23 protein-coding genes and 2 tRNA genes are annotated in these 25,488 nt (G+C 71.5%); 19 read left to right on the top strand and 6 right to left on the bottom strand.

The features are described from left to right. Nucleotides 1-76: 76 nt before the first annotated feature. From ABZ576_RS03235 to ABZ576_RS03225, 3 genes are all read left to right on the top strand, one after another. Nucleotides 77-1,573, top strand: coding sequence for a bifunctional cytidylyltransferase/SDR family oxidoreductase (locus ABZ576_RS03235; protein WP_360735184.1), 1,497 nt, complete (start codon nucleotides 77-79; stop codon nucleotides 1,571-1,573). A 157-nt stretch (nucleotides 1,574-1,730) separates the two neighbouring features. Beyond that, nucleotides 1,731-3,851, top strand: coding sequence for a hypothetical protein (locus ABZ576_RS03230; protein ID WP_360735182.1), 2,121 nt, complete (start codon nucleotides 1,731-1,733; stop codon nucleotides 3,849-3,851). 338 nt (nucleotides 3,852-4,189) lie between these two features. Next, nucleotides 4,190-5,350 (top strand): glycosyltransferase, encoded by a 1,161-nt coding sequence (locus tag ABZ576_RS03225; RefSeq protein ID WP_360735521.1) that lies wholly within the window; start codon nucleotides 4,190-4,192, stop codon nucleotides 5,348-5,350. 52 nt (nucleotides 5,351-5,402) lie between these two features. Here the strand turns inward: ABZ576_RS03225 and ABZ576_RS03220 are convergent, their stop codons facing one another. Then, nucleotides 5,403-6,833: a polysaccharide pyruvyl transferase family protein gene (locus tag ABZ576_RS03220; RefSeq protein WP_360735180.1), complete on the bottom strand. Its 1,431-nt coding sequence runs from the start codon at nucleotides 6,831-6,833 to the stop codon at nucleotides 5,403-5,405. A 211-nt stretch (nucleotides 6,834-7,044) separates the two neighbouring features. Between ABZ576_RS03220 and proB the strand changes: the two genes are divergently transcribed. The 5 genes from proB to ABZ576_RS03195 all read left to right on the top strand — a co-directional run bounded on the left by proB (nucleotide 7,045) and on the right by ABZ576_RS03195 (nucleotide 12,127). After that, nucleotides 7,045-8,151: a glutamate 5-kinase gene (gene proB, locus ABZ576_RS03215; protein WP_360735519.1), complete on the top strand. Its 1,107-nt coding sequence runs from the start codon at nucleotides 7,045-7,047 to the stop codon at nucleotides 8,149-8,151. A 168-nt stretch (nucleotides 8,152-8,319) separates the two neighbouring features. Further along, on the top strand, nucleotides 8,320-8,745 hold the full coding sequence (locus ABZ576_RS03210; protein ID WP_360735178.1) for a hypothetical protein: 426 nt from the start codon (nucleotides 8,320-8,322) through the stop codon (nucleotides 8,743-8,745). A gap of 252 nt (nucleotides 8,746-8,997) precedes the next feature. Beyond that, nucleotides 8,998-10,284, top strand: coding sequence for a glutamate-5-semialdehyde dehydrogenase (locus ABZ576_RS03205; RefSeq protein WP_360735176.1), 1,287 nt, complete (start codon nucleotides 8,998-9,000; stop codon nucleotides 10,282-10,284). A 92-nt stretch (nucleotides 10,285-10,376) separates the two neighbouring features. Beyond that, complete coding sequence (locus ABZ576_RS03200) at nucleotides 10,377-10,967, top strand: hypothetical protein (protein ID WP_360735174.1); 591 nt, start codon at nucleotides 10,377-10,379, stop codon at nucleotides 10,965-10,967. An 89-nt stretch (nucleotides 10,968-11,056) separates the two neighbouring features. Beyond that, the gene (locus tag ABZ576_RS03195) at nucleotides 11,057-12,127 is read left to right on the top strand and encodes a hypothetical protein (RefSeq protein WP_360735172.1); all 1,071 of its coding nucleotides are present in this window, start codon (nucleotides 11,057-11,059) and stop codon (nucleotides 12,125-12,127) included. A 154-nt stretch (nucleotides 12,128-12,281) separates the two neighbouring features. On the opposite strand, the gene ABZ576_RS03190 is transcribed toward ABZ576_RS03195, so the two are convergent. After that, nucleotides 12,282-13,367, bottom strand: coding sequence for a M48 family metallopeptidase (locus ABZ576_RS03190; protein WP_360735170.1), 1,086 nt, complete (start codon nucleotides 13,365-13,367; stop codon nucleotides 12,282-12,284). Between the two features lie 104 nt (nucleotides 13,368-13,471). Between ABZ576_RS03190 and ABZ576_RS03185 the strand changes: the two genes are divergently transcribed. The 7 genes from ABZ576_RS03185 (at nucleotide 13,472) to ABZ576_RS03155 (ending at nucleotide 17,865) form a co-directional block, all read left to right on the top strand. Then, a complete protein-coding gene (locus ABZ576_RS03185; RefSeq protein ID WP_360735168.1) occupies nucleotides 13,472-13,633 on the top strand; it encodes a hypothetical protein in 162 nt (53 codons plus the stop codon). Between the two features lie 168 nt (nucleotides 13,634-13,801). Next, nucleotides 13,802-13,966, top strand: a complete 165-nt coding sequence (locus tag ABZ576_RS03180; protein WP_190013708.1) for a hypothetical protein — start codon at nucleotides 13,802-13,804, stop codon at nucleotides 13,964-13,966. A gap of 55 nt (nucleotides 13,967-14,021) precedes the next feature. Continuing rightward, complete coding sequence (gene nadD / locus ABZ576_RS03175; protein ID WP_360735166.1) at nucleotides 14,022-14,708, top strand: nicotinate-nucleotide adenylyltransferase; 687 nt, start codon at nucleotides 14,022-14,024, stop codon at nucleotides 14,706-14,708. 16 nt (nucleotides 14,709-14,724) lie between these two features. After that, nucleotides 14,725-16,449, top strand: a complete 1,725-nt coding sequence (locus tag ABZ576_RS03170) for an LCP family protein (protein WP_360735164.1) — start codon at nucleotides 14,725-14,727, stop codon at nucleotides 16,447-16,449. 138 nt (nucleotides 16,450-16,587) lie between these two features. Further along, nucleotides 16,588-17,031: a ribosome silencing factor gene (gene rsfS / locus ABZ576_RS03165; protein ID WP_360735162.1), complete on the top strand. Its 444-nt coding sequence runs from the start codon at nucleotides 16,588-16,590 to the stop codon at nucleotides 17,029-17,031. Beyond that, complete coding sequence (locus ABZ576_RS03160) at nucleotides 17,031-17,699, top strand: histidine phosphatase family protein (RefSeq protein ID WP_360735160.1); 669 nt, start codon at nucleotides 17,031-17,033, stop codon at nucleotides 17,697-17,699. Before rsfS ends, ABZ576_RS03160 begins: the two co-directional genes overlap by 1 nt. A 93-nt stretch (nucleotides 17,700-17,792) precedes the next feature. Beyond that, a tRNA-Ala gene (locus tag ABZ576_RS03155) sits at nucleotides 17,793-17,865 on the top strand. 122 nt (nucleotides 17,866-17,987) lie between these two features. Here the strand turns inward: ABZ576_RS03155 and ABZ576_RS03150 are convergent. Then, nucleotides 17,988-18,887 carry a helix-turn-helix transcriptional regulator gene (locus ABZ576_RS03150; RefSeq protein ID WP_360735158.1) on the bottom strand — a complete coding sequence of 300 codons (900 nt, stop codon included), beginning with the start codon at nucleotides 18,885-18,887 and terminating at the stop codon, nucleotides 17,988-17,990. A 301-nt stretch (nucleotides 18,888-19,188) separates the two neighbouring features. Between ABZ576_RS03150 and ABZ576_RS03145 the strand changes: the two genes are divergently transcribed. The 3 genes from ABZ576_RS03145 (at nucleotide 19,189) to ABZ576_RS03135 (ending at nucleotide 21,032) form a co-directional block, all read left to right on the top strand. Beyond that, on the top strand, nucleotides 19,189-20,553 hold the full coding sequence (locus ABZ576_RS03145) for an MFS transporter (protein WP_360735517.1): 1,365 nt from the start codon (nucleotides 19,189-19,191) through the stop codon (nucleotides 20,551-20,553). 68 nt (nucleotides 20,554-20,621) lie between these two features. Continuing rightward, on the top strand, nucleotides 20,622-20,795 hold the full coding sequence (locus ABZ576_RS03140; protein WP_360735156.1) for a hypothetical protein: 174 nt from the start codon (nucleotides 20,622-20,624) through the stop codon (nucleotides 20,793-20,795). Between the two features lie 3 nt (nucleotides 20,796-20,798). Further along, a complete protein-coding gene (locus ABZ576_RS03135) occupies nucleotides 20,799-21,032 on the top strand; it encodes a hypothetical protein (RefSeq protein ID WP_030653820.1) in 234 nt (77 codons plus the stop codon). Here the strand turns inward: ABZ576_RS03135 and ABZ576_RS03130 are convergent. Continuing rightward, nucleotides 21,001-22,245, bottom strand: coding sequence for a glycosyltransferase 87 family protein (locus tag ABZ576_RS03130; protein ID WP_360735154.1), 1,245 nt, complete (start codon nucleotides 22,243-22,245; stop codon nucleotides 21,001-21,003). The genes ABZ576_RS03135 and ABZ576_RS03130 overlap by 32 nt on opposite strands. 103 nt (nucleotides 22,246-22,348) lie before the next feature. Between ABZ576_RS03130 and ABZ576_RS03125 the strand changes: the two genes are divergently transcribed. Further along, nucleotides 22,349-22,421 (top strand) — tRNA-Ala (locus ABZ576_RS03125). Between the two features lie 118 nt (nucleotides 22,422-22,539). Here the strand turns inward: ABZ576_RS03125 and ABZ576_RS03120 are convergent. Together ABZ576_RS03120 and ABZ576_RS03115 are read right to left on the bottom strand one after the other, a co-directional pair. After that, a complete protein-coding gene (locus tag ABZ576_RS03120; RefSeq protein WP_360735152.1) occupies nucleotides 22,540-24,150 on the bottom strand; it encodes an NADH-ubiquinone oxidoreductase-F iron-sulfur binding region domain-containing protein in 1,611 nt (536 codons plus the stop codon). Next, nucleotides 24,147-25,415 carry a cytochrome b/b6 domain-containing protein gene (locus ABZ576_RS03115; RefSeq protein WP_360735150.1) on the bottom strand — a complete coding sequence of 423 codons (1,269 nt, stop codon included), beginning with the start codon at nucleotides 25,413-25,415 and terminating at the stop codon, nucleotides 24,147-24,149. The genes ABZ576_RS03120 and ABZ576_RS03115 overlap by 4 nt, the downstream gene beginning before the upstream one ends. Between the last annotated feature and the right edge of the window lie 73 nt (nucleotides 25,416-25,488).

The following is a 25,488-nucleotide window of genomic DNA, read 5'->3' as shown; positions in this document are numbered from 1 at the left end:
GTCGCTCACCTTGCACTGCGGTTACCCGAAGTGGGACCATTTCACGGTTCCCTGTCGCCCCAAGGTAGGTCAGCCTGTGTCCCAGCACATAGCCAAGCCCCGAACCACCGCAGTGATCCTGGCCGGTGGCACCGGCCAGCGGGTGGGTCTGTCGATCCCCAAGCAGCTGCTGAAGATCGCCGGCAAGGCAGTCATCGAGCACACCCTGACGACCTTCGAGAAGGCCGACTCGATCGACGACATCATCGTGCTGATGGCCCCGGGCTACGTACCGGACGTCGAGAAGATCGTCGCCAAGGCCGGCTTCACCAAGGTGAAGAAGATCATCGAGGGCGGCTCGACCCGGAACGAGACCACCGAGCGCGCCATCTCCGCCCTCGGCGAGGGCCTGGCCGAGGGCGAGGACGTCAACGTCCTCTTCCACGACGCCGTGCGCCCGCTGCTCTCGCAGCGCGTCATCGACGACTGCGTGACCGCCCTGGAGCGCTACCAGGCCGTGGACGTCGCCATCCCGTCCGCGGACACCATCATCGTCACGCGCACGCACGGCGAGGACGGCGAGTTCATCACCGAGATCCCGGACCGCTCCCGCCTGCGCCGCGGCCAGACCCCGCAGGCCTTCAAGCTGTCCACGATCCGCCGCGCCTACGAGGTCGCCGCCGGCGACCCCAACTTCCAGGCCACGGACGACTGCTCGGTGGTCCTCAAGTACCTGCCGGACGTGCCGATCCACGTCGTCGCGGGCGACGAGTACAACATGAAGGTGACCCAGCCGGTCGACGTCTTCATCGCCGACAAGCTGTTCCAGCTCGCCTCCACCGCCGCGCCCGAACAGAAGGGCGAGGAGGTCTACCGCGAACTCCTCACCGGCAAGACCGTCGTCATCTTCGGCGGCTCCTACGGCATCGGCAAGGACATCGCCGAACTCGCCGGTTCCTACGGCGCGAACGTCTACGCGCTGGGCCGCTCCACCACCGGCACCCACGTGGAGAACCCGGAGGAGGTCGACGACGCGCTGTCCAAGGCGTACGCGGAGACCGGCCGGATCGACTACGTCGTCAACACCGCGGGCGTGCTGCGCATCGGCAAGCTCGCCGAGACCGACAACGCCACCATCGAGGAGGCGCTGAAGGTCAACTACCTCGCCCCGGTGCAGATCGCGCGCTCCTCCTACAAGTACCTGGCCGAGACCAAGGGCCAGCTGCTGCTCTACACCTCCAGCAGCTACACCCGCGGCCGCGCCGAGTACTCCCTGTACTCCTCCACCAAGGCCGCCATGGTGAACCTCACCCAGGCGCTGTCCGACGAGTGGGCCGGCGACGGCATCCGCGTCAACTGCATCAACCCGGAGCGCACCGCCACCCCGATGCGCACCAAGGCCTTCGGCCAGGAGCCCGCGGGCAGCCTGCTGTCCTCCGAGGCCGTGGCCCGCACCTCCCTCGACGTGCTGCTGTCGGAGCTGACCGGGCACGTCATCGACGTCCGCCAGCAGGACCCGACCGCCGGCGCGGCCAAGGCGTCCGGCTTCGAGCAGGCGCTGGCCACCGTGCTGGACCGTCAGGCCGACGTGTAATAATCGGAAGTAATCAAGGTTTTGGAATTCAGGCCTCTGTGGGTACTCGTTCACCGGGTATTCGCAGGGGCCTGAATCCGTACCCCGCCCTCTTTCCGGCCTCTCCCGGCATTTGTGTACAAAACCGGCAGTCCCCCCTCCCAGAGCAGGTTTCTCCGTGATATCCACCGCTATTCGCGTCGCCCGGGTGGGCAGCGCGGCCGAGCTGGCCGCGGCGGCCCTCGTGATGCTGGGCTTCCCGGCGCTCATGCTGGCCGCGCTCGTCCCGAGCATTCCCGCCTTCGCGGCCGTGGCCGCCGTGACGTACCTGGCGGACCACTATCTGCACCGCAAGGGCAGCTACCTGATCAACCGCCTCAGCAAGGTCCGGGCGGGTCTGTCGATACGCTTCCTGATCCGCCAGCTGCTGCTGATCCTGCTGCTCGCCCGCCTGTCCCTCTCGGACGACCTGATCTTCTACGGCGCGGTCGCCTGCTTCATCGCCTTCTACGGCCTCCAGGCCCCGCACGGCGCCCTGGTCACCCTGATCCGCAACCGCCGCCGGATGCCGGTCGCCACCCGCAACGTCGACCTCAAGTCCCGCATCCGGATCCCGGACTCCCCGCCGCGCCGGCTGCTGCACCGCTCCGCGGAGAAGATGCTCCACCTCGACCTGTTCGCGGTCGTCGGCATCCTCGTTGCCGCCCAGCTGGAGTCGGCCGGCTTCGGCTTCTTCGGCATCGGCCTCACCGTCGGCCTGGGCATCGGCTACGTCCTGCGCCTGCTGCCGTACGTCCGGGGCAAGAGGATCCCGCCGCGCGCCGACGTCGTCCTCGCCGCCGTGGACGACTGGCTCGCCGCCTACCGGCCCGAGACCGTGCTGTACTTCTCCGGCTCCAAGGACTCCGCCTACCAGGTCAACATGTGGCTGGAGACGATGGAGCAGCTGGAGACCCGGCCGCTGATCATCCTGCGCGAGCGCGCCATCCTGAACAACCTGGCGCCCACCACGGTCCCCGTCATCTGCGTGCCCGGAGGGGTGCACCTGATGAACATGGACCTGTCGACCGTGCGCGTGGCCCTGTACGCGGCCAACGTCGGCAAGAACATCCACATGCTGCGCGTGCCCACCATCAAGCACGTCTTCATCGGCCACGGCGACAGCGACAAGCTCGCCAGCGTCAACCCGTACAGCAAGGTCTACGACGAGGTGTGGACCGCCGGCCGCGCCGGCCGGGACCGCTACGCCATCGCCGACGTCGGCGTCCGCGACGACGACATCGTGGAGGTCGGCCGCCCGCAGCTCGCGCCCATCCAGACCTGGCAGGGCGTGCCCGAGGACCGCATCCCGACCGTCCTGTACGCGCCGACCTGGGAGGGCTGGGACGGCAACCCGGGCAACACCTCGATCGTCCTCGCCGGCGAGAACATCGTCACCCGCCTGGTGACGGCCGACCCGCCGGTCCGCGTCCTGTACAAGCCGCACCCGTTCACCGGCACCGTCAGCAAGGAGGCGGGCGCCGCCCACAAGCGGATCACCGCCCTGGTCGAGAAGGCCGCCGCCGAGCGCGCCGCCGACCCCCGCTTCACCGCCGACACCGCCGCCATGGACCAGGCCAGGGCCGAACTGGCCCGGATCGAGGCCCGGCTCGCCGAGCTGGCCGGCTCCGGCGGCACCAGGCGCGACGAGGCCGAGGCCACCCGCGACGGCATCGTGGACGTGCACAAGCACGAGGAGATCGCCCGGCTGCGCGCCGAGTGGAACGCCGCCTACTGGCGCTCCTTCCCGACGTACGAGCACCGCGTCATCAAGGGTGCCCAGCCGCGCCTGTACGACTGCTTCAATGTCTCGGACGCGATGGTCTCCGACATCTCCTCCGTGGTCTCCGACTTCATCGCCAGCGGCAAGCCGTACGCGGTCACCGACTCCGGCGAACTCGGTCACGAGGAGTTCAGGCGGCAGAACACCGCCGTGCGCGCCGCGGTGATCCTCTCCAACGACGCGGGTGAACTGGGCGGCCTGCTGGACGCCGTACGCGACCCGTCCGCCGACCCGCTCGCGGACGCCCGCAAGGAGCTCAAGCAGTACCTGCTCGGTCCGGACGAGCCGGCGTCGATCGACCAGTTCAACGCCGCGGTCGCCGACCTCGCCCTCAAGGCCGAGGCCCGCAACGTCGGCCAGGAGTCCCGGGTGGGCGCGGCCAACGCCGACCCCGCCGAGACGGCCGAGCTGACCAACGCGGTACCGGGCCAGCGCGCCGCGTCGGCCGGGGAGACGGACGGCGTGAGCGCGGGCTGACCGTCCCGCCGCGCGCCACGGGCCCCCGAGGAGCACCTCCTCGGGGGCCTTCGTCATGTTTTGCCCTACGGCGCCCCGCTCCCACCGTGCCCCGCTCCCACCATGCCCCGCTCCCGCCGTGCCCTGCTCCGTCCGTTGCCGGGCGGCTCCTGCCTCGTACGCGTACGGTTATGTGACGTGCACCACTCATTACCCAGGGTGAGGCAACCCCTTTCCCTGTGTACCCGTCTAACAAATTGCGATTGAGGCGATACGGGGGAAATATTCCGTGGCGAGGGGGAAGAGTGACCGTCGTGGCGCAGCCTGATGTCAGCGTGATCATCGGGGCGTACGAAGCGATGCCGTACCTGGTCGAATGCCTGGCATCCGTCGAGGCGCAGACCATCGACCCGGCACGCGTGGAGGTCATAGCGGTCGACGACGGCTCGACGGACGGCACGGGGGAGTGCCTGGAGGAGTTCGCGGCCCGCGCCGCCATGCCGGTCACCGTCGTCCGCCAGGAGAACTCCGGCGGCCCCAGCGGCCCCCGCAACGTGGGCCTCGGCAAGGCGTCCGGGCGGTACGTCTTCTTCCTCGACGCCGACGACCGGCTCGGCCCCGAGGCACTGGAGCGCATGGTCGCCATGGCCGACGAGAACGGCACGGACGTCGTCCTCGGCCGCGTCGAGGGCGTCAACCGCACCGCCCCCAAGTCCATGTGGGGCAAGACGCTCGGCCGGACCGACGTCTTCTCCTCCAACATCAAGTTCACGCTGAGTGCGCAGAAGCTGTTCCGCCGCGCCCTGCTGGAGCGGCACGGCATGCGGTTCGACGAGTCGCTCTTCACCGGCGAGGACGCCCTGTTCACGCTGGAGGCGTACCTGCGCGCGGACGGCGTCTCGGTGATCGCCGACTACACGTGCTACTACCTGGTCGGCCGCGACGACGGCAAGCACGTCACCAAGACCGGCTCCTACACCCTGCGCTTCGACTCCGCGCGGGCCCTGATGAAGCTGATCTCCGACATGGTCCCGGCCGGCGACAAGCGCGACCTGCTCATGGTCCGGCCCTTCCTCATCACGCTGCTGCCGCAGTTCGGGCCCAAGTTCCTCACCGACACCGAAGAGGTGCGGCGGCACAAGTTCGAGCTGGCCAAGCCGCTGATGGAGGCCTACTGGACGCCCGGCGTGGCCCGCCGCCTCAAGGTCCACGAGCGGCTGCGGCTGCACCTGGTGGCCATGCAGCGGGCCGATCTCCTGCTGGACGTCGTCAAGTTCGTCAAGGCGAAGAAGCAGGCCGCCGCCGTCCTGGAGAAGCGCGGAACCCGGCTCTACCTCGTCTACCCGCACTTCCGGTCCAAGACGGCCGGCATCCCCGACGAGATCTTCCTCGCCGAGGCCCGCGAGGCCCGCGTCTTCGAGGGCTACCGGGAGGCGGCCGCCAACTCCCTGCCGCGCCGCGCCCTGCGCAAGCTCCGGCGGATCCTGCGCACCAAGGGCTTCGGAACGGCGGCCACCTGAGGCGCCGGGCCGGCCGGTCCGTCCGGTCCGCTCGTCCGGCCCGGCGTCCGCGCTACTGCTTGCCCGACTGGAGCGCCCGCCGCAGCGGCCGGCCCACCACGCGCCGCGCGCGCCGGTAGACGGACGCGGCGGGGGCCGGCACCACCGCCGCCGCCTTCTGCTTGACCTTCTGCGTCTTCGCCAGCTCCCGCCGCAACCGGGCGTTGTCCTGGCTCAGTTCGGTCACCTGGCTGTGCAGCCAGCCGAAACGGGTGCTCAGCGACGTGAGATCGGTGTCGTTCCACGGCCGGATACCCGGCGGGAACGGAAGCGACCGCATCCTCTCGTCGAAGGCCGCACCCCCGTCCCCATGCGTGAAGGTGTTGCGCAGCCCGTTCTTGTCCAGGAAACCCACGAACCGGTCGAAGCGCTCCGCGTGGCCCCCGACCAGCCCGCTCAGATCCGTCTCCGCGTACAGCCGGGCCGGGTCCGCCGACTCCGGGTCCTTCGCGACCTGGTCCAGCCGGCGGTGCGGGATCTCGAAGTAGCGGCACAGCTCCAGCGTGCGCGAGTCCCCGCACAGCACCATGGCGGGCGTCCCGGCGAGCAGCGCCGCGATGTTGCCGTGGATGCGGGAGCCGAAGGAGAAGTCGAAGGACCGCAGGTCGTCGATCCAGGTGACCGGGTCGACGTACACCCGGACCTTGCCCTCCCGGTACATCGGGTGGTCCGGGTGCGTCGGCATCGCCGTCACGCGGGCGTTCGGGTCCGTGAGGTCCCGCCAGTGCAGCTGCCGCGCGTCGCTCAGGTTCTGCCCGACGAAGCACAGGTTCGGGTAGCGGGCGTGGGTGCGGGTGATGATCCGGTCCAGGCCCTGCTTCTGCACCGCGCTGTGCGAGCCGTTCACCGCGATCCGCGCGTCCGTCGTCAGCTCGGGCACCCGCTTGCGGACGTCGAGCTCACGGCCGTACAGGAACAGCGACGGGCAGCCGATGACCTCCACGTCGTTGAAGCCCATGTCCCGCAGGTACTGCTCGGTGAACTCACCGCGCACCCCGATCGAGGCGCTGCGCTCCAGCACCGCCGCGCAGAACTCGCGCACGGACTGCTCCATCGGCTTCAGCCGCGCCGGGTCGTAGCTCACTCCGGTCTGCGCGCCGACGCCCAGCACCACGACGGGGATCCGCAGCTTGCCGATCAGCCGGGTCAGCCGCTTGAGCCGGCCTTCGAAGGACGGCCGGAAGGCGTTGGCGAGCGGTACGACGAAGGCGTCGTACTCCTCGTTGATCCGGGCCGCCGCCGACAGGTCCGTACCGATGCCGTTGGAGACGACCTCGGTCTGTGGCGTCGACAGGATCTTGTGGGCGGCGTCGCTGAAGATCAGGTTGCCGGCGTTGGTGGCGATGACGTCCCGGTGGAGGGCTTCCTCGACGGAGAGCGCGTCGAACGGGCTCTTGCCGGAGCGCAGCAGAATGCGTTGAGCAGGGCGAACGGTAGATGACACAAAGTTCAACTTATGTTGGAAGAGGATTTAATTTCTACAAGCAACCGACACAACCTTTTTGCCGTATGCGAACAGTGAGCGAACGGCTACGGCCGCGCCGTCCGCGAGGTGGACCGGCGCGCACCGACCGATCCACTTCGCGTAGATTGCCGCAGAGGCAGCCGGAACGCGCGAGGGGACGGAAGGCACCGTGGCAAGGGCAAGGCAGGCCGTGGGCGAGGCCCGCAGGATCGTCGTCAAGGTGGGCTCCTCGTCCCTGACCACCGCCACCGGCGGCCTGGACGCCGACCGCGTCGACGCGCTCGTCGACGTCCTCGCCAAGCTCCGCAGCGGCGGGGAGAAGGAGATCGTCCTCGTCTCCTCCGGTGCCATCGCCGCCGGCCTCGCCCCGCTCGGCCTGCGCCGCCGCCCCAAGGACCTCGCCCGCCAGCAGGCCGCCGCCAGCGTCGGCCAGGGCCTGCTCGTGGCCCGCTACACCGCCTCCTTCGCCCGCTACGGCGTCCGCGTCGGCCAAGTCCTCCTCACCAGCGACGACATGAGCCGCCGCGCCCACCACCGCAACGCCTCCCGCACCCTCGACAAGCTGCTCGCGATGGGCGCGTTCCCGATCGTCAACGAGAACGACACCGTCGCCACGGACGAGATCCGCTTCGGCGACAACGACCGCCTCGCCGCCCTCGTCGCCCACCTCGTCCACGCCGATCTGCTCGTCCTGCTCTCCGACGTCGACGGCGTCTACGACGGCGACCCCAGCAGGCCCGGCACCTCCCGCATAGCGGAGGTGAGGGGCCCCGAGGACCTCGCCGACGTCGAGATCGGCAGCGCGGGCAAGGCCGGCGTGGGCACCGGCGGCATGGTCACCAAGGTGGAGGCCGCCCGGATCGCCGCCGCCGCCGGCATCCCGGTGGTGCTGACCAGCGCCGTCCACGCGGCCGAAGCCCTGGCCGGCGGCGACACCGGCACCTTCTTCCACCCCACCGGCAAGCGCTCCGCCGACCGGCTGCTCTGGCTCCAGCACGCCTCCACCCCGCAGGGCGCGCTGATCCTGGACGACGGCGCGGTGGACGCGGTCGTGCACCGGCGCACCTCGCTGCTGCCCGCCGGCATCGCCGCCGTGGAGGGCGAGTTCGCCGCCGGCGACCCCGTCGAGCTGCGGGACGCGGCGGGCCGCGCGGTGGCCCGCGGGCTCGTCAACTTCGACGCCAAGGAGATCCCCCGGCTGCTCGGCCGTTCCACCCGCGAGCTGGCGCGCGAGCTGGGGCCCGCCTACGAACGCGAGGTCGTACACAGGGACGACCTGGTGCTCCTGCACACCTGACTCTCGCAAAACCACTCGTAAAACAGGGCGTAAGGAACGCCCCCGGTGGGGGACGTTCCGTAAAACCCCCACGCGGAGCCCTGCGGCCTGCTCAACTTTGTGTCGGGGACAGTTGAAGGGACAGGTTCCGTCAAGGGGTCCTGCGAGCCATGCGTGAAGGAGGCCGTCGTGAGACGAGTGCGCCCTGGGGCGGCGTCCCGCGGTGCTCTGACGAGCGTCGCGGCCGGGGACACCTACGAGGAGCCGAAGGGCCTGCCCAGGCTGTGGCACGTCACCCTCAGCGTCTCCGGGAAGAAGGTCCCCCTGCCCGAGCTGCGGCGGGCGCTGGAACAGCTCGCCCACGACCACCCCTTCCTGCTGACCAGCAGATACGCGACCGACCACGCGGAGATCCGGTACTGGGAAGAGGCCCGCGACCTGCACGACGCGGCCGCCGTGGCGCTGCGCCTGTGGGGCGAGCACCGGCAGAGCGCCGGCCTGCCGCCCTGGGAGATCGTCGGTCTGGAGGTCATCGACCGCGAGACCTACCACCACCGCATCGCCGCGGGCTACGGCCCCGCCCCGGCGACACCGGTGGGAGTCCACCCCTTCTGACCCCCCGGACCACCCCGGCCGCGCTCCGGCGAGCCCGGGCTCGCGGCGGGCGGGGGTATCGGGAGTGGTGAGCCGGGCCTTGTGAGTGGCCGGCCGGGCCTCGGGGCGGGCGGGAGCTCGCGGCGGGCGTGCTCAGGGGTTGAGCCCCGGGAGGGGCCGGTGGACCCGGCCGCGGCAGTTCACCCCTTTTGAGGTGTCTCGGGGTGTGGGACGACCGCTGAACCGCCGCGCCCCGCGCACTACGCTTCCCTCATGACCACGCTCTCGCCGTACGACTCGATGTCCCCGGTCACCCAGGCCGCCTACCGGGCCAAGGCCGCCGCCGCCGACCTCGCGCCGCTCCCGCGCGCCGTGAAGGACGACGCGCTGCTCGCCATCGCCGACGCCCTGGAGGTCAGGACCGCCGAGATCGTCGAGGCCAACGCCAAGGACGTGGCGAAGGCCCGGGAGAACGGCACCAGCGAGGCCATCGTCGACCGGCTCACCCTCACCCCCGAGCGGGTCCGCGCCATCGCCTCCGACGTCCGCGACGTCGCGGGGCTGCCCGACCCGGTCGGCGAGGTCGTCCGCGGTTCCACCCTGCCCAACGGCATCGACCTGCGCCAGGTCCGCGTCCCGCTCGGTGTCGTCGGCATCATCTACGAGGCCCGCCCGAACGTCACCGCCGACGCCGCCGCCCTCTGCCTGAAGTCCGGCAACGCGGTCCTGCTGCGTGGATCCTCCTCCGCCTTCGAGTCCAACACCGCGCTCGTCCGGGTGATCCGGGACGCCGTCGGCGGCGCCGGGCTGCCCGCCGACGCCGTCCAGCTCGTCCCCGGCGAGAGCCGCGACTCCGTGCGCGAGCTGATGCGCGCCCGCGGCCTGGTCGACGTCCTCATCCCGCGCGGCGGCGCCTCCCTGATCCGGACCGTGGTCAACGAGTCCACGGTCCCCGTGATCGAGACCGGCACCGGCAACTGCCACGTCTACGTCGACGCCCAGGCCGACATCGACACGGCCATCGAGATCCTGATCAACTCCAAGGCCCAGCGGGTCAGCGTCTGCAACGCCGCCGAGACCCTCCTGGTCCACCAGGACATCGCCCCCGACTTCCTGCCGCGCGCCCTGGACGCCCTCGCCGAGGCCGGCGTCACCGTCCACGGCGACGAGCGGGTCATGGCCTACGGCAAGGACTCCAAGGCCACCGTGGTCGAGGCGACCCCCGAGGACTGGGAGACCGAGTACCTGTCCTACGACATCGCCGCCGCCGTCGTGGAATCCCTCGACAGGGCCGTCGAGCACATCCGGCTGTGGACCTCCGGCCACACCGAGGCCATCGTCACCACCTCCCAGCAGGCCGCCCGCCGCTTCACCCAGCTGGTCGACTCCACCACCGTCGCCGTGAACGCCTCCACCCGCTTCACCGACGGCGGCCAGTTCGGCTTCGGCGCGGAGATCGGCATCTCCACCCAGAAGCTGCACGCCCGCGGGCCGATGGGCCTGCCGGAGCTGACCAGCACGAAGTACATCGTCACCGGCGACGGGCACGTCCGCCGCTGAGGTTCACCCGTTCGGCGGTGTCTGCCCGCGCGGGGCGGAACGGCCGAAAGGCGTCTCACCAGGCAGACGAATTTCCGTACCGTCTGCCCAAATTGACCCCCCAGGTCTACTCTGGATCCGTGCCGGAGGACGTGGGGGGCACGCCGTTCCCGGACGGCTGGGAGCCCGACGACGACCACGACCGCGGGGTGTCGGACGAAGAGTTCGCCTCCGTGGTCTTCGACGAGGCCTTCATACGGGCGGCCACGGTCCACGAGCCGACCGCCGTCGAACGCCTCCTTGCCGCCGCCCAGGCCAGAGCCGAGGCATCCGAGGCGGAGGCCCGCCGCGCCCACGCCCGAGGCGAGCGCTACGACGACGGCTACGGCCCCGAGAGCGCCGCATTCGGCCAAGATCACGACGACGACGAACTGGACGACACCTACGTCCTCGGCGACCACCACGGGCCCTACGGCAGGCAGGTCCGCTGGCACCGGCCCGTGGCCTGGATCCTCGCCGTCGTGATGGGCATCGGCATGGTGGCCCTGGCCTTCGCCGCCGTCTACCGCGGCAGCTCCTCGGGCACCCGCGACCGGGTCCCCGCCCCCGCCTCGACCGGCCTCGGACAGGGCGGCGCGTCGTCTCCCGCCACCTCCGCCGAACACTCCCGGCCGGCCGTCTCGGCCATCCCGCCCTCCCCCTGAACACCGCCTCCCGTTCTTGGTGAGAACCTGTCAGAAGTTGTCGCCCGGCGGGGCGTTTACCCGGGGCTGCCGAGACCTACCCTGAAAGTATGGGCGGGCCTGGAGACCCACCGGAGGGGACACCCGAGGGCGGCCCCGGCGGTGCGGAGGACGAATACCGATCCGTCGTCTTCGACGAGTCGTTCGTCCGTGCTGCCCGCCTCCGGGAGTACTCCGCCGAGGAGCGGATGGCCGACCACGCCCCCGCCGTACGCCGCCGCCCGCCCCTGCACCGCGGGCTCACCCGGCAGGCCCTGATCCTCGCCGCGCTCATCGCCATCGCCTTCACCACCGCGATCTACATGGGCCTCCGCCAGCCCTACGACTCCCCGCAGGCCCGGCGCTCCGTCGAGCCGCTGCGCACGACGGTCATTCCACTCGCCCCCCAGGGCAAGGTGCCCGGCGCCACCGACGCCGAGCGGCTGTACGCACACAGCCCCGCCGCCCGGTTCGAGACCGGCGCCGAGGGCATACCCCTGCCGGCCTCCCGCAGCACCGCCCACTTCTCCGACAGCCAGGTCGTGACCGCCCTCACCACCGCCAAGGACTACATCGTCCGCTCCTCCCTCCACCCCGAGGTGCTCACCGGCCGCGACGTGCACCCCGCCCGCGCCCTGGTCGACCCGGACCAGCTCGACCAGTTCGACCGGAGCCTCGACCACCCGGCGGCGGACGGCCGGCACGCGCCCACCGGCTGGATGGTCCGTTTCGACCCCGCCCGTGCCGAGCTGGCCGACGACAGGATCCGCGTCTCCGGCGACCTGCGAGCCGCCGAGACCGACTCCGCGACGCTGGAGGTCACGGCCGACCACACCTTCGTCTACGCCCTGCGTCCCACCGGCGCCGCCTCCGACGCGCCCGCCTCCCTGTTCACGGTCCGCCGCGAGCTGACGTTCCGCTTCGACCACGCCGACCTGCGCACCCGCCAGGTCCAGCTGGCCACGTCCTACGTCCAGGCGGGCCCCCTCGCCTGCGCCGAGGACGCCACGGCCTACCTCCGCCCCCTCCTGGCCGGCCAGACGGCCAGGTCGGGCGGCCCCGCGGGCACCAACCCCTACGAGACCGACAGCGCCACGGCCCTGTGCGGAACCCTGTCCACCAGCGCCCAGCCGAAGGTGTGAGCGGCAGCCGGGCGGAGGGCTCCGGCGGCCGGCCGGCCGCGCGGGCGCCAGGCGGCGGGGTGGCCCTCCACCATCCGCTCCCGGTCGCCGGCCGGCCCCGGTCGCCGGCCGCGCGGAACGTCATCCGGCGACCCGGGGGCGGCGGTCACTGCGGTCACTCCCCGTCCGGGTCCCGACCGTCGCCCCCGGCCGGCGGCGCGCTCCTGAAGCCGTCGAAGCCCCGCCGCACCCGGCCGCCCAGGCCGCCCGCGCCGCCCGCCAGATCCGTGACCAGCTTCATCAGCGGGTCCTTGGACGTCTTCACATCGCTCGCGTAGCTCGCCGCCGACTCGCGGAAGGAGTCGCTGACGGAGGTGTCCCCGTCCTCGCTGCGCCGCGGGTAGTGGCCGTCCATCAGCCGCTGGTGGTCGCGGGACTCGGCCCACTTCTTCAGCTCGGCCGCCCGGATCGTGGCGAACGGGTGCGAACGCGGCAGCACGTTGAGGATCTTCAGCACGGAGTCGCGCAGATCCCCACCGGACTCGTACTCCTCGGCCTGCTCGAGGAAGGCGTCCACGTTCATCTCGTGCAGGTGGTTGCCACCCGCGATCTTCATCAGCCCCCGCATCGAGGCCTGGAGGTCCTGGCCCACCAGCAGCCCCGCCCGGTCCGCCGACAGCTCCGACTTGCGGAACCACTCCCGCAGCGCCGTCACGATCGCCATGATCGCGAAGTTGCCCAGCGGGATCCAGGCGACCTTCAGCGCCAGGCTCGTCAGGAAGAGCAGGATCGTGCGGTACACCGCGTGCCCGGACAGCGCGTGCCCCACCTCGTGCCCGACGACCGCCCGCATCTCCTCCTCGTCGAGCAGCTCCACCAGGCCCGTACTGACCACGATGACCGGCTCGTCCAGCCCGATGCACATCGCGCTCGGCTGCGGGTCCTGGGTGACGTACATCGGCGGGACCTTCTCCAGGTCCAGGATGTAACAGGCGTCCAGCAGCATGTCGTGCAGGTGCGGGAACTGCCGCTCGGAGACGCGCACCGAGTCGGACAGGAACAGCAGCCTGAGACTCCGCTCCGGCAGCAGCCCGCTGAGCGCCTTGAAGACGGTGTCGAACCCGCTCAGCCTGCGCAGCGCGACCAGGGCCGAGCGGTCGGCCGGGTGCTCGTAGGCACGCGAGGAGATCCCCGGGAAGCGCCTGCGCTGCCTGCTCGGCACCCGCTCGTGCCCCGTCTGCCGGTGGCCGTCGTCGGACATGTCTTCCCCCATGTGCGTGTGAGTGCCCACGTGTGCCCCCGAGGCGGGGCCCAGCCTAGGCGGAGATACCGTGGACGGGCAGTACACCCGAAGGAGTCCACGCCATGGAGCACCACCCCGCAGCCGCCCGGCTGACCGAGGCCGCCACACTGGCCGTCCAGCAGCACGGGTCGGGAAACCTGCTGCGTGTCGTCCTGATCGTGATGGTGCTCGGCTGTGTTCTGACCGCCTGGTTCCTGCTGCGCGGCTACAAGAAGGACGACTGACGGGCGGGGAAGGTTCCCCGCGCGCGGCCGGCGTCACGACACCCGCCGCGGCCGGCCCGCCGGGCCCCCTCCTCCCCAACGGCGGAGTCGGCGTGATAGCCGCGGACCCGCCCGCTTACGATGAGCCGACATCTTTATTCCGCCCACACGCGATAGGTCCTGCCGAAGATGAGCTTCCACAGCGCCGCAGCCCAGTTGGTCACCCTCGCCGCCGAGGGCGAGGAGCACGGCGGAAACCACAACAGCCTGAACCCGGCCGTCACCGGCGGCGGCGCCCTGATCATCCTCCTCCTCCTGCTGTGGATCACCACCCGCTTCAACCGCGACCGCTGAACGGGGACCCGTCCCCGGCCGGACGTCCGAAGCCGGGCCGGTAGGGTCTGCACGCATGGGAGAGCAGGACATGCCTACCGGTCCGGCGCACGAGGCGGCCGGCGACACGGCGAAGCACCCGCAGCACGGACCGGGCAACGGCCCCGCCCACACGGGCAAGCGGCGCCTGGGCGTCATGGGCGGAACCTTCGACCCGATCCACCACGGGCACCTCGTGGCGGCCAGTGAGGTCGCCGCGCAGTTCCAGCTGGACGAGGTGGTGTTCGTCCCCACCGGCCAGCCGTGGCAGAAGTCCCACCGCAAGGTCTCCCCGGCCGAGGACCGCTACCTGATGACGGTCATCGCGACCGCCGAGAACCCGCAGTTCTCCGTCAGCCGCATCGACATCGACCGCGGCGGCCCCACCTACACCGTGGACACCCTGCGCGATCTGCGCGCCCTCAACCCGGACACCGACCTCTTCTTCATCACCGGCGCCGACGCCCTCGCCCAGCTGCTGACCTGGCGCGACTCGGAGGAGCTGTTCTCCCTCGCGCACTTCATCGGCGTCACCCGTCCCGGCCACCACCTGACCGACCCGGGACTGCCCGAGGGCGGCGTCTCGCTCGTCGAGGTCCCGGCGCTCGCCATCTCCTCCACGGAGTGCCGCGCGAGAGTCGCCAAGGGGGACCCCATCTGGTACATGGTGCCGGACGGAGTCGTGCGCTACATCGACAAGCGCGAGCTGTACCGCGGCGAGTGAGCCGAGAGGGGCACCGGTGAACGACCGATACGACGCGGGGTACGGAACGGAACCGTACGAACTCGTCGGCTACGACGAGTACGGCCGGCCCATGTACCGGCAGATCCCGGCACAGCAGGCTCCGGCACAGCCGTCCGCGCAGGCCCAGCAGGCGGCCTACGACCCGTACGCCCAGCAGCAGGGCTACGGCTACGACCTCTACGCCACCGGCCAGCAGGCCCCGGCGCCCTCCTACGGCCCGGACCGGCAGCATCCCGCCCACGACCCCTACGGCTCCCCGGCCCCGTACGACCCCTACGGGACCGGCACCCAGGACGCCGCCGGCCACGACCCCTACGGGCAGGCGGCGACCAGCGCGCAGCAGCCCCGGGCCGCCGGGCAGACCGCCTACATCCCGCAGCAGGCGGGCCCCGCGGAGGACGCGCACACCCCCGAGGAGACCGAGCCCGCCCCGGGACGAGGGGAGTACCACACCGAGCAGTTCGCCTTCGTCGAGGAGCCGGACGGCGACTCCGAGGACGTCATCGACTGGCTGAAGTTCACCGAGAACCGCACCGAGCGCCGCGAGGAGGCCCGCCGTCGCGCCCGCGCCCGGATCACCGCCCTCCTCGTCGTCCTCGCCCTGGTCGCGGTCGGCAGTGTCGGCTACCTCTGGTTCGCCGGAAAGCTGCCCGGGCTGTCCTCCTCCGACGGCGAGAGCGGCACCGCCACACCGGTCGCCGCCCAGAAACGCGACGTGATCGTCGTCCACCTGCACAACACCGGCAAGGGCGGCACCTCCACGGCACTGCTGGTCGACAACACCACCACCGAGCAGGGCACCACGGTCCTGCTGCCCAACTCCCTCGCGCTGACCGGCGACGACGGCTCCACCACGACCCTCGCCAAGTCCGTGGACGACGACGGCGCCTCCGGCACCCGCGACCAGCTCGACACCGTCCTCGGCACCAGCATCCAGGGCACCTGGCGGCTGGACACCCCCTACCTGCAGAACCTGGTCGAACTCGTCGGCAACATCGAGGTCGACACCGACACCGACGTGCCCGACCCCGATGCCAAGACGAAGGGCACCACGCCGCTCGTCCACAAGGGCCGGGACCAGACCCTCAGCGGCAAGATGGCCGTCGCCTACGCCACCTACCGCGCGTCCGGCGAGTCCGAGAACGCGCAGCTGGAGCGGTTCGGCCAGGTCATGCAGGGCGTGCTGCGCAAGATCTCCTCCGACCCGTCGTCGGCCACCACCACCGTGCAGACCCTCGCGCAGATCCTCGACCCGCCGCTCACCGACAAGGACCTCGGCGCCTTCCTCGCCAAGCTCTCCGACCTCGCCAAGAGCGGCGACTACAAGACCGCCCTGCTGCCCGTACAGGCCGACGGCACGCTGAGCGCGCAGACCGGTGACAGCGTGGTCAAGGACATCCTGGGCGGCACCGCCAAGAGCCCCGACGCGGGCTCCGCGGTCCGGGTCTCCGTGCAGAACGCCACCGGGGCGAAGGACGACACCGAGAAGGCCCGGGTCGTACTCCTCAACGGCGGGTTCACCTTCCTGGAGGGCGGCAGTGCCTCCGGTACCCGGGCCGCCAGCGAGGTGATCTACGCGGACGCCGCCGACAAGGCGAACGCCTCCGAGGTCGCCAAGACCCTCGGCCTGCCCGCCGGCTCCGTGACCAAGGGCACCGTCTCCTCCGGCGCCGACGTCTCGGTGGTCCTCGGCCGCGACTACGAGCCGTCGTCCTCCTGACCACGGGCCGGCCGCCGGCCGCCTCCGCTTGCGGGGTGCGGCCGGGGGCCACCCCACGTGCCGCGGTAATCACGTGGGGTGCTCCGGGCCGTCCGTGAGACCCTTGAGGGCAAAAGTCCGCCGACGGAAAGCCATGTAGTGACCGCCACCGACCGTTCCCTTGAGCTCATCAACACCGCCGCCCAGGCGGCGGCCGACAAGCTCGCCCATGACGTCATCGCCTACGACGTGAGCGACGTGCTGTCGATCACGGACGCCTTCCTGCTGGCGTCCGCGCCGAACGACCGCCAGGTCAGGGCCATCGTCGACGAAATCGAAGAGCGCCTGCTGAAGGAACTCGGCGCCAAGCCGGTCCGCCGCGAGGGCGACCGCGAGTCCCGCTGGATCCTCCTCGACTACGTCGACATCGTCGTGCACGTGCAGCACAGCGAGGAGCGGGTCTTCTACGCCCTGGAGCGGCTGTGGAAGGACTGCCCCGAGCTGGAACTGCCCGCCGACGCCAAGGCGACCCGTGGCAAGGCCGAGGAGCACGCCCGGCTCCAGGCCGCCGAGGCCGACCAGGAGCCGGGCGGGGAGTGGTGATGAGCGCCACAGGTGAGGTGACCGACCGCAAGGGCCGGGGCCGCCGCATCATCCTGTGGCGGCACGGCCAGACGTCCTGGAACGTGGAGCGCCGCTTCCAGGGCACCACGGACGTCGAGCTGACCGAGACCGGCCTCGGCCAGGCGCGCCGCGCCGCCCGGCTGCTCGCCTCCCTGCGGCCCGACGCCATCGTCTCCTCGGACCTCCGGCGTGCCGCGCACACGGCCGCGGAGCTGGCCGCCCTCACCGGTCTCGACGTCACCCGCGACGAGGCCCTGCGCGAGACCTACGCGGGCGTCTGGCAGGGGCTGACGCACGAGGAGATCATCGCCCGGTACGGCGAGGAGTACGCCGCGTGGAAGCGCGGCGAGGCGGTCCGCCGCGGCGGCGGCGAACTGGAGACGGAGGTCGCCGACCGCGCGGCCCCCGTCGTCCTTCGGCACGCCGAGAAGCTGCCCGAGGACGGCACCCTCGTCGTCGTCAGCCACGGCGGCACCATCCGCACCACCATCGGCCGGCTCCTCGGCCTGGAGGCCCGGCACTGGGAGAGCCTCGGCGGCCTCTCCAACTGCTGCTGGTCGGTGCTCGGCGAAGGCGCCCGCGGCTGGCGCCTGCTGGAGCACAACGCGGGCACCCTCCCGGAGCCCGTCCTCGGCGACGACGACTGACCGTCCCGAGGGTCCTGAACCCCGGATTTCACTTTCCGGCAGGTCACAGGCTAAAGTTCTTCTTGTTCGCCCCGCCGAGCGGGAAGAACACCAGGGGCTATAGCTCAGTTGGTAGAGCGCCTGCATGGCATGCAGGAGGTCAGGAGTTCAATTCTCCTTAGCTCCACTGGTCGACACTCTGTTGAGTTGTCAAAGATCGGTGATGAGAATCCCGTCCCCGCAGGGGGCGGGATTTTTCGTGTCCGGCCGTGTGCCGCGGGCAGGGCCTGTCGGACGTGTCCGGCGCCGTCAGCCGCGGACGGCCTCCTCGGCCTCCCTTCCCTCGGCCGCCGTCGGACGCGGCCGCTCCCGCCGCTCCCGCAGCAGCGCCATCTTCCGCGTCGTCTCGTCGTCCACCGGGGTGTAGACGACGATCCGGCATTCGGGCATCCCGTCGATGGACAGCGACTGCGAGGTCATCCGCAGCTCGCCCACCGCCGTGTGCCGCAGCGTCTTCACCCGCGGTCCCGGAGGCACCACCGCACCGCTCGCCCACAGCTGCGCGAACCAGTCACTCGCCGCCGACAGCCGGCGTATGTACTCCTCCCAGGCCGGCTCGCCCACGTGTCTGCCGTAGGACGACCGCAGCGTCGCCACCATCAGCGGCAGCTCCTCCTCGCGGCGGACCAGCGGGCAGACCCCCTCCGGCAGCGTGAACAGCGTCCACAGCGCGTTCGGCAGGCCCAGGCCGGCGCCGAGCGCCTCCTGTCCCAGGAACAGGTCGCGGTAGGCCGGGTTGGTCGCCAGGATGTCGTACCGCGAGTTGTAGACCACCGCCATCATCGGGTCGAGGGCGTCGATGACGCCCTGCACCTCCGGGCCGACCTGCCGGACGAGGCCCTTCGGGTCCGGCTCGAACGGGACCTCCGCCAGCCGGTACAGGTGCTCCCGCTCCGGCGGGTCGAGTCGCAGTGTGCGCGCGACCGCGTCCAGCACCTGCGGCGATGCGTTGATCGGCCGGCCCTGCTCCAGCCAGGTGTACCAGGTCACACCCACCCCCGAGAGCTGGGCGACCTCCTCCCGGCGCAGACCGGGCGTACGCCGCCGCAGGCCCGGCGGCATCCCCACGTCGGCCGGTGTCACCCGGGCCCGCCTGCTGCGCAGAAAGGTGGCCAGCTCCGGCCTGCGCCGCTGTGTCCTCGTCCCCATCGCCATCGTCCAGCCCCCGTCGTCCCCGTCTCCATCGATCGTCGGCGCCCGGAGCCGCCCCTGCCAGGTGCTGGCACTACCAGCATCGGCGGGCACTCGGCACCGGTACCGGCCCGCCGCGAAGCTCGACGCCATGACGACGACCTCCCCCGGGCCGGGCTCCGAGCCCGCCTCGCCCCTCGCCTACAGTCAACCATCCACCACTGACAGTGACGAACCGGCCGTCGGCCGATCATCCTCACCCGTCACCGACAGTGAAGCACCCGCCACTGACAACCGGCCCCGGCTGCTGCTCGGTGTGCTGCTCGCCGCCCTGTTCATGGCGGCCCTCGACGTCTTCATCGTGAACGTCGCGGCCCCGTCGATCGGTTCCGGCCTGCACGCCTCGGGCGCCGACCTCCAGCTGGTGATCGCCGGCTACACCATCACCTACTCCGTGTTCCTGATCACCGGGGCGCGGCTCGGCGACCGGCTCGGCCACGGCCGGGTCCACCTGGCCGGACTGGCCCTGTTCACCCTGGCCTCGCTCGCCTGCGGACTGGCGCAGGGCGCGACCGGGCTGATCGTGTTCCGGCTCGTGCAGGGCCTGGGCTCGGCGCTGATGATCCCGCAGGTGCTCAGCCTGATCCAGCGCTCCTTCACCGGCGAGGCCCGGGCCCGGGCGCTGGGCGCCTACTCCGCCGTCCTCGCCGTCGGCGCGGCGGCCGGGCAGGTCGCCGGTGGAGTGCTGGTCAGCGTCGACCTCCTCGGCACCGGCTGGCGGCCGGTGTTCCTGGTCAACGTGCCGGTCGGGGCGCTGCTGCTCGTGCTGGGCCGGCGGGTCCTGCCGCTGGGGGTCACGGCCGGGCGGCGGCGGGTCCGGGCACTGGACCTGCCGGGACTGGTGCTGCTGGGCGCCGCCGTGTCACTGCTGACGGTGCCGCTGGTGCTCGGGCAGGAGGAGGACTGGCCGCTGTGGACCTGGCTGTCGCTGGCCGCGGCCGTCGTGCTGTTCGTCCTGTTCTGCGGCTACGAGTCGCGGCTGGCCCGGCGCGGTGGCGCCCCGCTCATCAGGCCGCGGGTGCTGCGCCACCCCGGGATCGGGCGGGCCGTCTTCCGGATCCTCGCCGTGATGTCGGTGAACGCCGGCTTCCTCTTCGCGCTGACCCTGCACGTCCAGGGCGGCCTCGGCTACAGCGCGCTGCGGGCCGGACTGAGCTTCGTGCCGACCGCGGCCGTGTTCGGTGCCGTCAGCCTGACCTGGCGGAGGTGGCCGGCCGCCTGGCAGCGGGCCCTCGCGCCGGCCGGGTTCACGCTCACCGCGGTGTCCGTCGCCGTAGTGGGGCTCGCCTTCCACGGCGGCGGGGACGGGGGAGCTCTCCTGTACGCGGGGTACGCGGGCACGGGTGCCGGACTGGCGCTCGCCTTCAGCCCGACGCTCACCGGGGCGCTGGCCACCGTGCGGCCCGAGGACGCGGCGGACGCCAGCGGCCTGCTGGCGACGGTGACGCAGCTCGGTCAACTCATCGGCGTGGCGGCTTTCGGCACACTGTTCCTGAACCGGCTTGAGTCATACGGGGTCCTGCGGCCGTACACCTCTGCGGAGGCGTTCTGGGTCTGCGCCTGGGCACTGGCCGGAACGGCCGCGGTGGGCGCCGTGTCCGGACTGGTACTGAGGCGTCGCTGACCGTATTGCTCCGGCCGTGGCAGAATCAAACGGCCGGAAGGGGGCGCGGCCCGACGGGAGGAGTAGCGATGCCTGCGAGCATCCTTGAGGAGGTCGGCCACCTCCTCGGTGCGGCGTTGACACAGGACACGACCACCCGGCTCAGCTGCCCTTCCTGCGGTTCCGCGCACGTGGCGCAAGTTCTCGGCGACAATGGCGGAATCTCCTACGTGTGCACGGCCTGCGGCCACAGCTGGAGCTGATCGATGGGTGCACACCGGCGAAAGTGCGACTGGTGCGGGAGCGGTACGCCGATCGTCCGCGACATGGAGCCGATCAATCCCGATTACCAGTACTGGTGCGAGGAATGCGCGCGGGCGCTGATCATAAAAGGCGACCCCATCGAGACGTACCGGGAACTGGAGGGCGAGCCGATCTACGGCCGGCTCCTCGAGGAGCACTGCACGCTCAAGAGGTTCTACCAGTTCGTGACGGCCTGACGTCGATCGCACCGGACCCGGTCCTCGGCAACGATGTCCGGGCCAGTGCGAGGAAAAGCGCACCGGCGCCTGTGTAGAGCGCGGACAGCGTCAATTCCGCGCCGTCCAGGTGCAGTTCCGGCCGACCGGATCCGTGCGGCACCCACCACGGGGCGTACGAGCAGAAGACCACCAGCGCGCCCAGGGCCGCCGCCCGGTGCCCGCGCGTCCACAGCAGCAGCACCAGTGGCACGCACCACACCCAGTGGTGGGTCCAGGACACCGGGCTGACCACCAGGGCGGTCACCGCGCAGGCGCACACCGCCCAGGCCCGCCGCCCCCGCAACTCCGCCCGTACGGCCAGCGCCAGCCCCAGGACGGCCACCAGGGCCGCACAGACCGCCCAGAGCGCTCCCGGGTCGCCCGTGCACAGGAGGCGGGCCAGGACGCCGCGCAGGGCCTGGTTGGCGGTGTCCTCGGCATGACCGACCCGGCTCGCGCGGAACGCGAAGTCCGTCCAGAACCGCCAGGAGTCCCGCGGCAGGAGGGCCGCCGCCAGCAGGGTCGCCCCCAAGAACGCGGCAGCGGCCCCGCGCGCGTGCCGCAGCCACGGCCGCCCGTCACCGCCCGCCAGGCGGGCCACGAGGCCGGTGGCGAGCAGGAACGCGGGGAACAGCGCCGGCGTCAGCTTCACCGCGGCGGCCAGGCCGAGACCCGCCCCCGTCCAGCGGTCGCACCCGCCGGCGGGGCGACGGGTCAGATCCCACAGCACCAGGACGGCCAGCAGCAGGTTGATCTGGCCGTAGCGCAGGGTCGTCCACACCGGCTCGCACCACACGGCCGGCGCGGCGACCCACCAGACGGTCTCCACGCGCGCGTGGCCGACGAGTTTCAGCGACAGCCGCACGAACACCACCAGCAGCGCGAGATTGCCGGCGGTGGCCAGCACGCGCAGGACCTCCGTGTCCAGCAGGGACAACGGGGTGAACAGCAGGGCCGCGAACGGCGGGTAGGTGGTGGGCAGGTGCGCGGCCGTCGCGCGCAGCGCGTAGAGATCTCCGCCGGCGCGCACGGTGGCGCCCTCGGCCCGGTACACCATCAGGTCGATCAGCGACACGTGCGCCGCCCGCTGTGCGGCCCAGAACGCCGCGAAGGACGCCAGGCACACGCCCAGCGCGACCGGGACCCGGCGGTGGGCTGCGGACGACGCGATCACACTCACGAAAGCCGACATTAGTGGTCGTATCGGCACTGAGTCGAAACCGATTTGGTGCTGCGCCGACGGGCCTGTAATGTTTACGTCGTCGCCGGGGGAACCGGGCGAGACAACAAAACAAGGGGCTATAGCTCAGTTGGTAGAGCGCTTGCATGGCATGCAAGAGGTCAGGAGTTCAATTCTCCTTAGCTCCACAGCAATCGAAGGCGGATCATCCTCACGGACGGTCCGCCTTCGGCGTGTTCCCAGGCGCGGCACGCGTGAACGGCGCGGCGGGCCACCCGGTCGGGTGGCCCGCCGCGCCGTTCGTCCTCAGCGGCCCAGTGCGCGCCGGCCGCGCCCTTGGGAGAGGACCGGCAGATTGCGCGACGGTGCCTGCCCGCGCGTGTCCTCCTCGATGCGCAGGGCGAGTGCGGGGCAGCGGCGCACCGCGCGCAGCGCCTTCGCCTCCGCGTAGCGCGGCACCTGCGCCTGGGCGACGGTCGGGAAGCCGTCGGCGCCCAGCTCGAACACCTCCGGGAGGATGTCCGCGCACAGTCCGTGGCCCCGGCAGAGCGTCCAGTCGACGTAGATCTTCTGGCGGCTGGAGCCCGTCTCCTCGGCGTCTGCGCCGCCCAGGGCGCCCGTGGCGGCCCTGCCTCCCTCGAAGAGCGGCAGAACGCCCTCCACGGGCCGTCCGCAGCCGTTGCCGAGGACATGCGCGGCCAGGTCGTCGGTGAACGCCTTGATGGTCGATTCCAGGAACATCGCCGAGCCGTCCGGGTGGGAACACGCCCCGCGCCTCTTGACGTTCTTCGCGACCTGCTTCAGCGCTTCCAGGGCGGCCGGTCCACCGCCGTTCAGGATGTCCTCCAGGCCGCGAGCGGCGGCCGGCAGCCCCAGGTAGCAGGGGCCGCACTGCCCGGCGCTCTCCTCGGCCAGCCACTGCGCCACCCGCAGCGACTCGCCCAGCGGGCAGGTCTCCTGGCTGATCGGCAGGATCGCGCCCGCGCCCAGGGAACCGCCCACGGCGTCCAGCGAGTTGCGGGAGACCACCGCCTCGCCCACGGTCGCCGCGTCGAGCCACTTGCCGTGATAACCACCGGTCAGCACGCCCTGCGGCACCGGCGGGGCGCCCGCCAGCTGGAGTATGTAGCGCAACGGCACGCCGGTGGGCGCCTCGATCACCATCGGGCGGGCGACCGCGCCGGACACGGTGAGCATCACGGTGCCCGGTTCGTCGTACAGGCCGGTGTTGCCGTAGCGCTCCGGTCCGATGCGGGCGGCGATGGCCAGCTGTGCGAAGGTCTCCGCGTTCGACAGCAGGGTGGGTGCTCCGCCGACGCCGCTCTGCGAGGCGCTGATCTTGCGGCCGGGCGGGATCGCCGGGCCCCCGTCGATCGAGCGGATCAGCGAGGCGGCCGCGCCGGTGACCATCCGCACCGGATTGCGCTGCACCCACGCGCGCAGCGCCGATCTACGGCTGTTGCTCAGGCCGCGCTCGGCCAGCGCGGCCTCCATGGAGCGCTGTGTGGACTCCCGGGTGACGCCGATGACGAGCGTGCGCGCGCCGAGCGCCTCCGCGCACAGCAGCGCGCCGTCCAGGATCAGGTGCGGCGCACGGTTGATGAGGACCGTGTCCTTGCGGCAGGCCGGTTCGTCCTCGCTGCCGTTGACCACGACGACCGGCCGCACCCCGCGCTTGATCGCCGATTCCGCGACCGAGCGCAGCTTCTTGTGGAAGGGGAAGCCGGCGCCGCCGCGGCCCCTGAGGTTGATGCGTTCGGCGAGCTGGGCGAGCTGCTCGCCGCCCAGTGGGTCGAGCGGCCCGTGCACCTTCAGGTGCATGGGCAGGTCGAGCCGCTCCACAAGGTCGAAGCCCGACGTGAGCTGGGGAAGTCCGACCACACGGACCTCGGGGACGTCGGGCAGGGCCTCGTTCACTTAAAGCCTCCGGAAGGCGTGTTCCAAGGTTCGCCCGAACCCGGCGTGTCATAGGGGAAGCCGGGCAGCGTTTCGGTGGCGGGACCGCTGTTGTACATGTCGGAGGGGTAGTACGTGCCGTACAGGCCGTTCGTCTCACCGGTGTCGTACACGTCACTCCCGCCGTATCCGGCCGCGCCCGTGTCGCCGTAGGCGGGGATGGTGTGCCCGGTGTCCTGGAGCGGGTCGTACGCGGACGGCGGGGCCTCGCCGACCGGTGGCGGGGACGGGATCGGCCAGCTGCCCGAGGTGCTGGAGGGGCCGTCCACGCGCGGGAAGGCCTCCGTGGGCCGGAGGTCGGGCGGCAGGTCCGCACGCGCCGTCTGGGCGGCCGTGAAGGGCTGCTGGGGGCGGCCCGGCGTGGACACCGCGCGGTAGGCCGCCGCGAAGCCGGAGGCGGGCTCGGCCGGGGTCTGGTAGAGCGGGCCGGCCGCCGTGGCGGCGGGCGAGGACTGCGGCTCGCGGCGGCCCTCGAAGCCGGGCGGCGGGGACCCGGCCCGGGAGCGGCTCGCGTCCAGTTCGTCCAGCCCGGGCCGCTCGGAGCTGCCGAACAGGGCCACCAGCCGGTCGGCGACCTTGCGCTTGACGGGCCGCGGGGCCGAGCGCAGCGCGAGGGCGCCCATGACGCCCAGCAGGGACAGGCTGTAGAGGATCACGAAGACCGGTTTGGCCGGTCGACCCGCGTAGAGGCCGTGCACGAGCGCCGCGCACCAGGCCGGGTAGGCCAGCATGTGCATGGCCCGCCAGCGGGCGGCCACCGGGGCGGGGGTGGCGAAATTGCTGCGCAGCGCGCCGGTGACACCTACGAAGATCATCAGCAGGCCCGCGAGCGAACCGAGCCCGATCAGGCCGGCGATTCCGGAGACGCCGAGCGAGAACGGGATGATCGCGGCGATCAGCTCGGTGTGGCCGAGCGCGATCTTCGTGGTGACGTGCAGCAACAGGAACGCGATCGAGGCGACCGCGGTCGTCCGGTGCACCGCCTGTCCGATGATGCGCTGCCGGGTGTTCAGGAAGATCCGGTCCTGGGCGAACAGGCCCCAGATCACCGAGCAGCTCAGCGAGACGAGGGACAGCACGCCCGCGCCGAAGTTCAGGAACTCGCGGAACTGGCTGCCTCCGACCAGCACGACCACGGGTATGAGCAGCAGGGCGACAGCTGACGCCACCCCATAGGCCGAGCGGCCCGGTTTGGGGAGCGAACTGGTACTACGACGAGGGTTCATGGGGGCAACTCCGAGCAGTTTCGGGAAAGCGGTCCCGCTGCCGCACTCTAAGTGGAGCCATACCGATCAGTAC

The organism is Streptomyces sp. NPDC013455, from assembly GCF_040632975.1.
Classification (GTDB): Bacteria; Actinomycetota; Actinomycetes; order Streptomycetales; family Streptomycetaceae; genus Streptomyces.
The sequence above is the reverse complement of the archived record's forward strand: the minus strand, read 5'-3'. Positions and strand labels throughout refer to the sequence as shown.

Excerpts from the sequence above, each read along its gene's own strand:
- ABZ576_RS03140 (WP_360735156.1), top strand. The coding sequence starts at position 20,622 with ATGCCTGCGAGCATCCTTGAGGAGGTCGGCCACCTCCTCGGTGCGGCG.
- ABZ576_RS03195 (WP_360735172.1), top strand. The coding sequence starts at position 11,057 with ATGGGCGGGCCTGGAGACCCACCGGAGGGGACACCCGAGGGCGGCCCC.
- ABZ576_RS03115 (WP_360735150.1), bottom strand. The coding sequence starts at position 25,415 with ATGAACCCTCGTCGTAGTACCAGTTCGCTCCCCAAACCGGGCCGCTCG.
- ABZ576_RS03185 (WP_360735168.1), top strand. The coding sequence starts at position 13,472 with ATGGAGCACCACCCCGCAGCCGCCCGGCTGACCGAGGCCGCCACACTG.
- ABZ576_RS03205 (WP_360735176.1), top strand. The coding sequence starts at position 8,998 with ATGACCACGCTCTCGCCGTACGACTCGATGTCCCCGGTCACCCAGGCC.
- ABZ576_RS03150 (WP_360735158.1), bottom strand. The coding sequence starts at position 18,887 with ATGGGGACGAGGACACAGCGGCGCAGGCCGGAGCTGGCCACCTTTCTG.
- ABZ576_RS03135 (WP_030653820.1), top strand. The coding sequence starts at position 20,799 with ATGGGTGCACACCGGCGAAAGTGCGACTGGTGCGGGAGCGGTACGCCG.
- ABZ576_RS03160 (WP_360735160.1), top strand. The coding sequence starts at position 17,031 with ATGAGCGCCACAGGTGAGGTGACCGACCGCAAGGGCCGGGGCCGCCGC.
- ABZ576_RS03190 (WP_360735170.1), bottom strand. The coding sequence starts at position 13,367 with ATGTCCGACGACGGCCACCGGCAGACGGGGCACGAGCGGGTGCCGAGC.
- ABZ576_RS03130 (WP_360735154.1), bottom strand. The coding sequence starts at position 22,245 with ATGTCGGCTTTCGTGAGTGTGATCGCGTCGTCCGCAGCCCACCGCCGG.
- nadD (WP_360735166.1), top strand. The coding sequence starts at position 14,022 with ATGGGAGAGCAGGACATGCCTACCGGTCCGGCGCACGAGGCGGCCGGC.
- ABZ576_RS03225 (WP_360735521.1), top strand. The coding sequence starts at position 4,190 with ATGCCGTACCTGGTCGAATGCCTGGCATCCGTCGAGGCGCAGACCATC.
- ABZ576_RS03180 (WP_190013708.1), top strand. The coding sequence starts at position 13,802 with ATGAGCTTCCACAGCGCCGCAGCCCAGTTGGTCACCCTCGCCGCCGAG.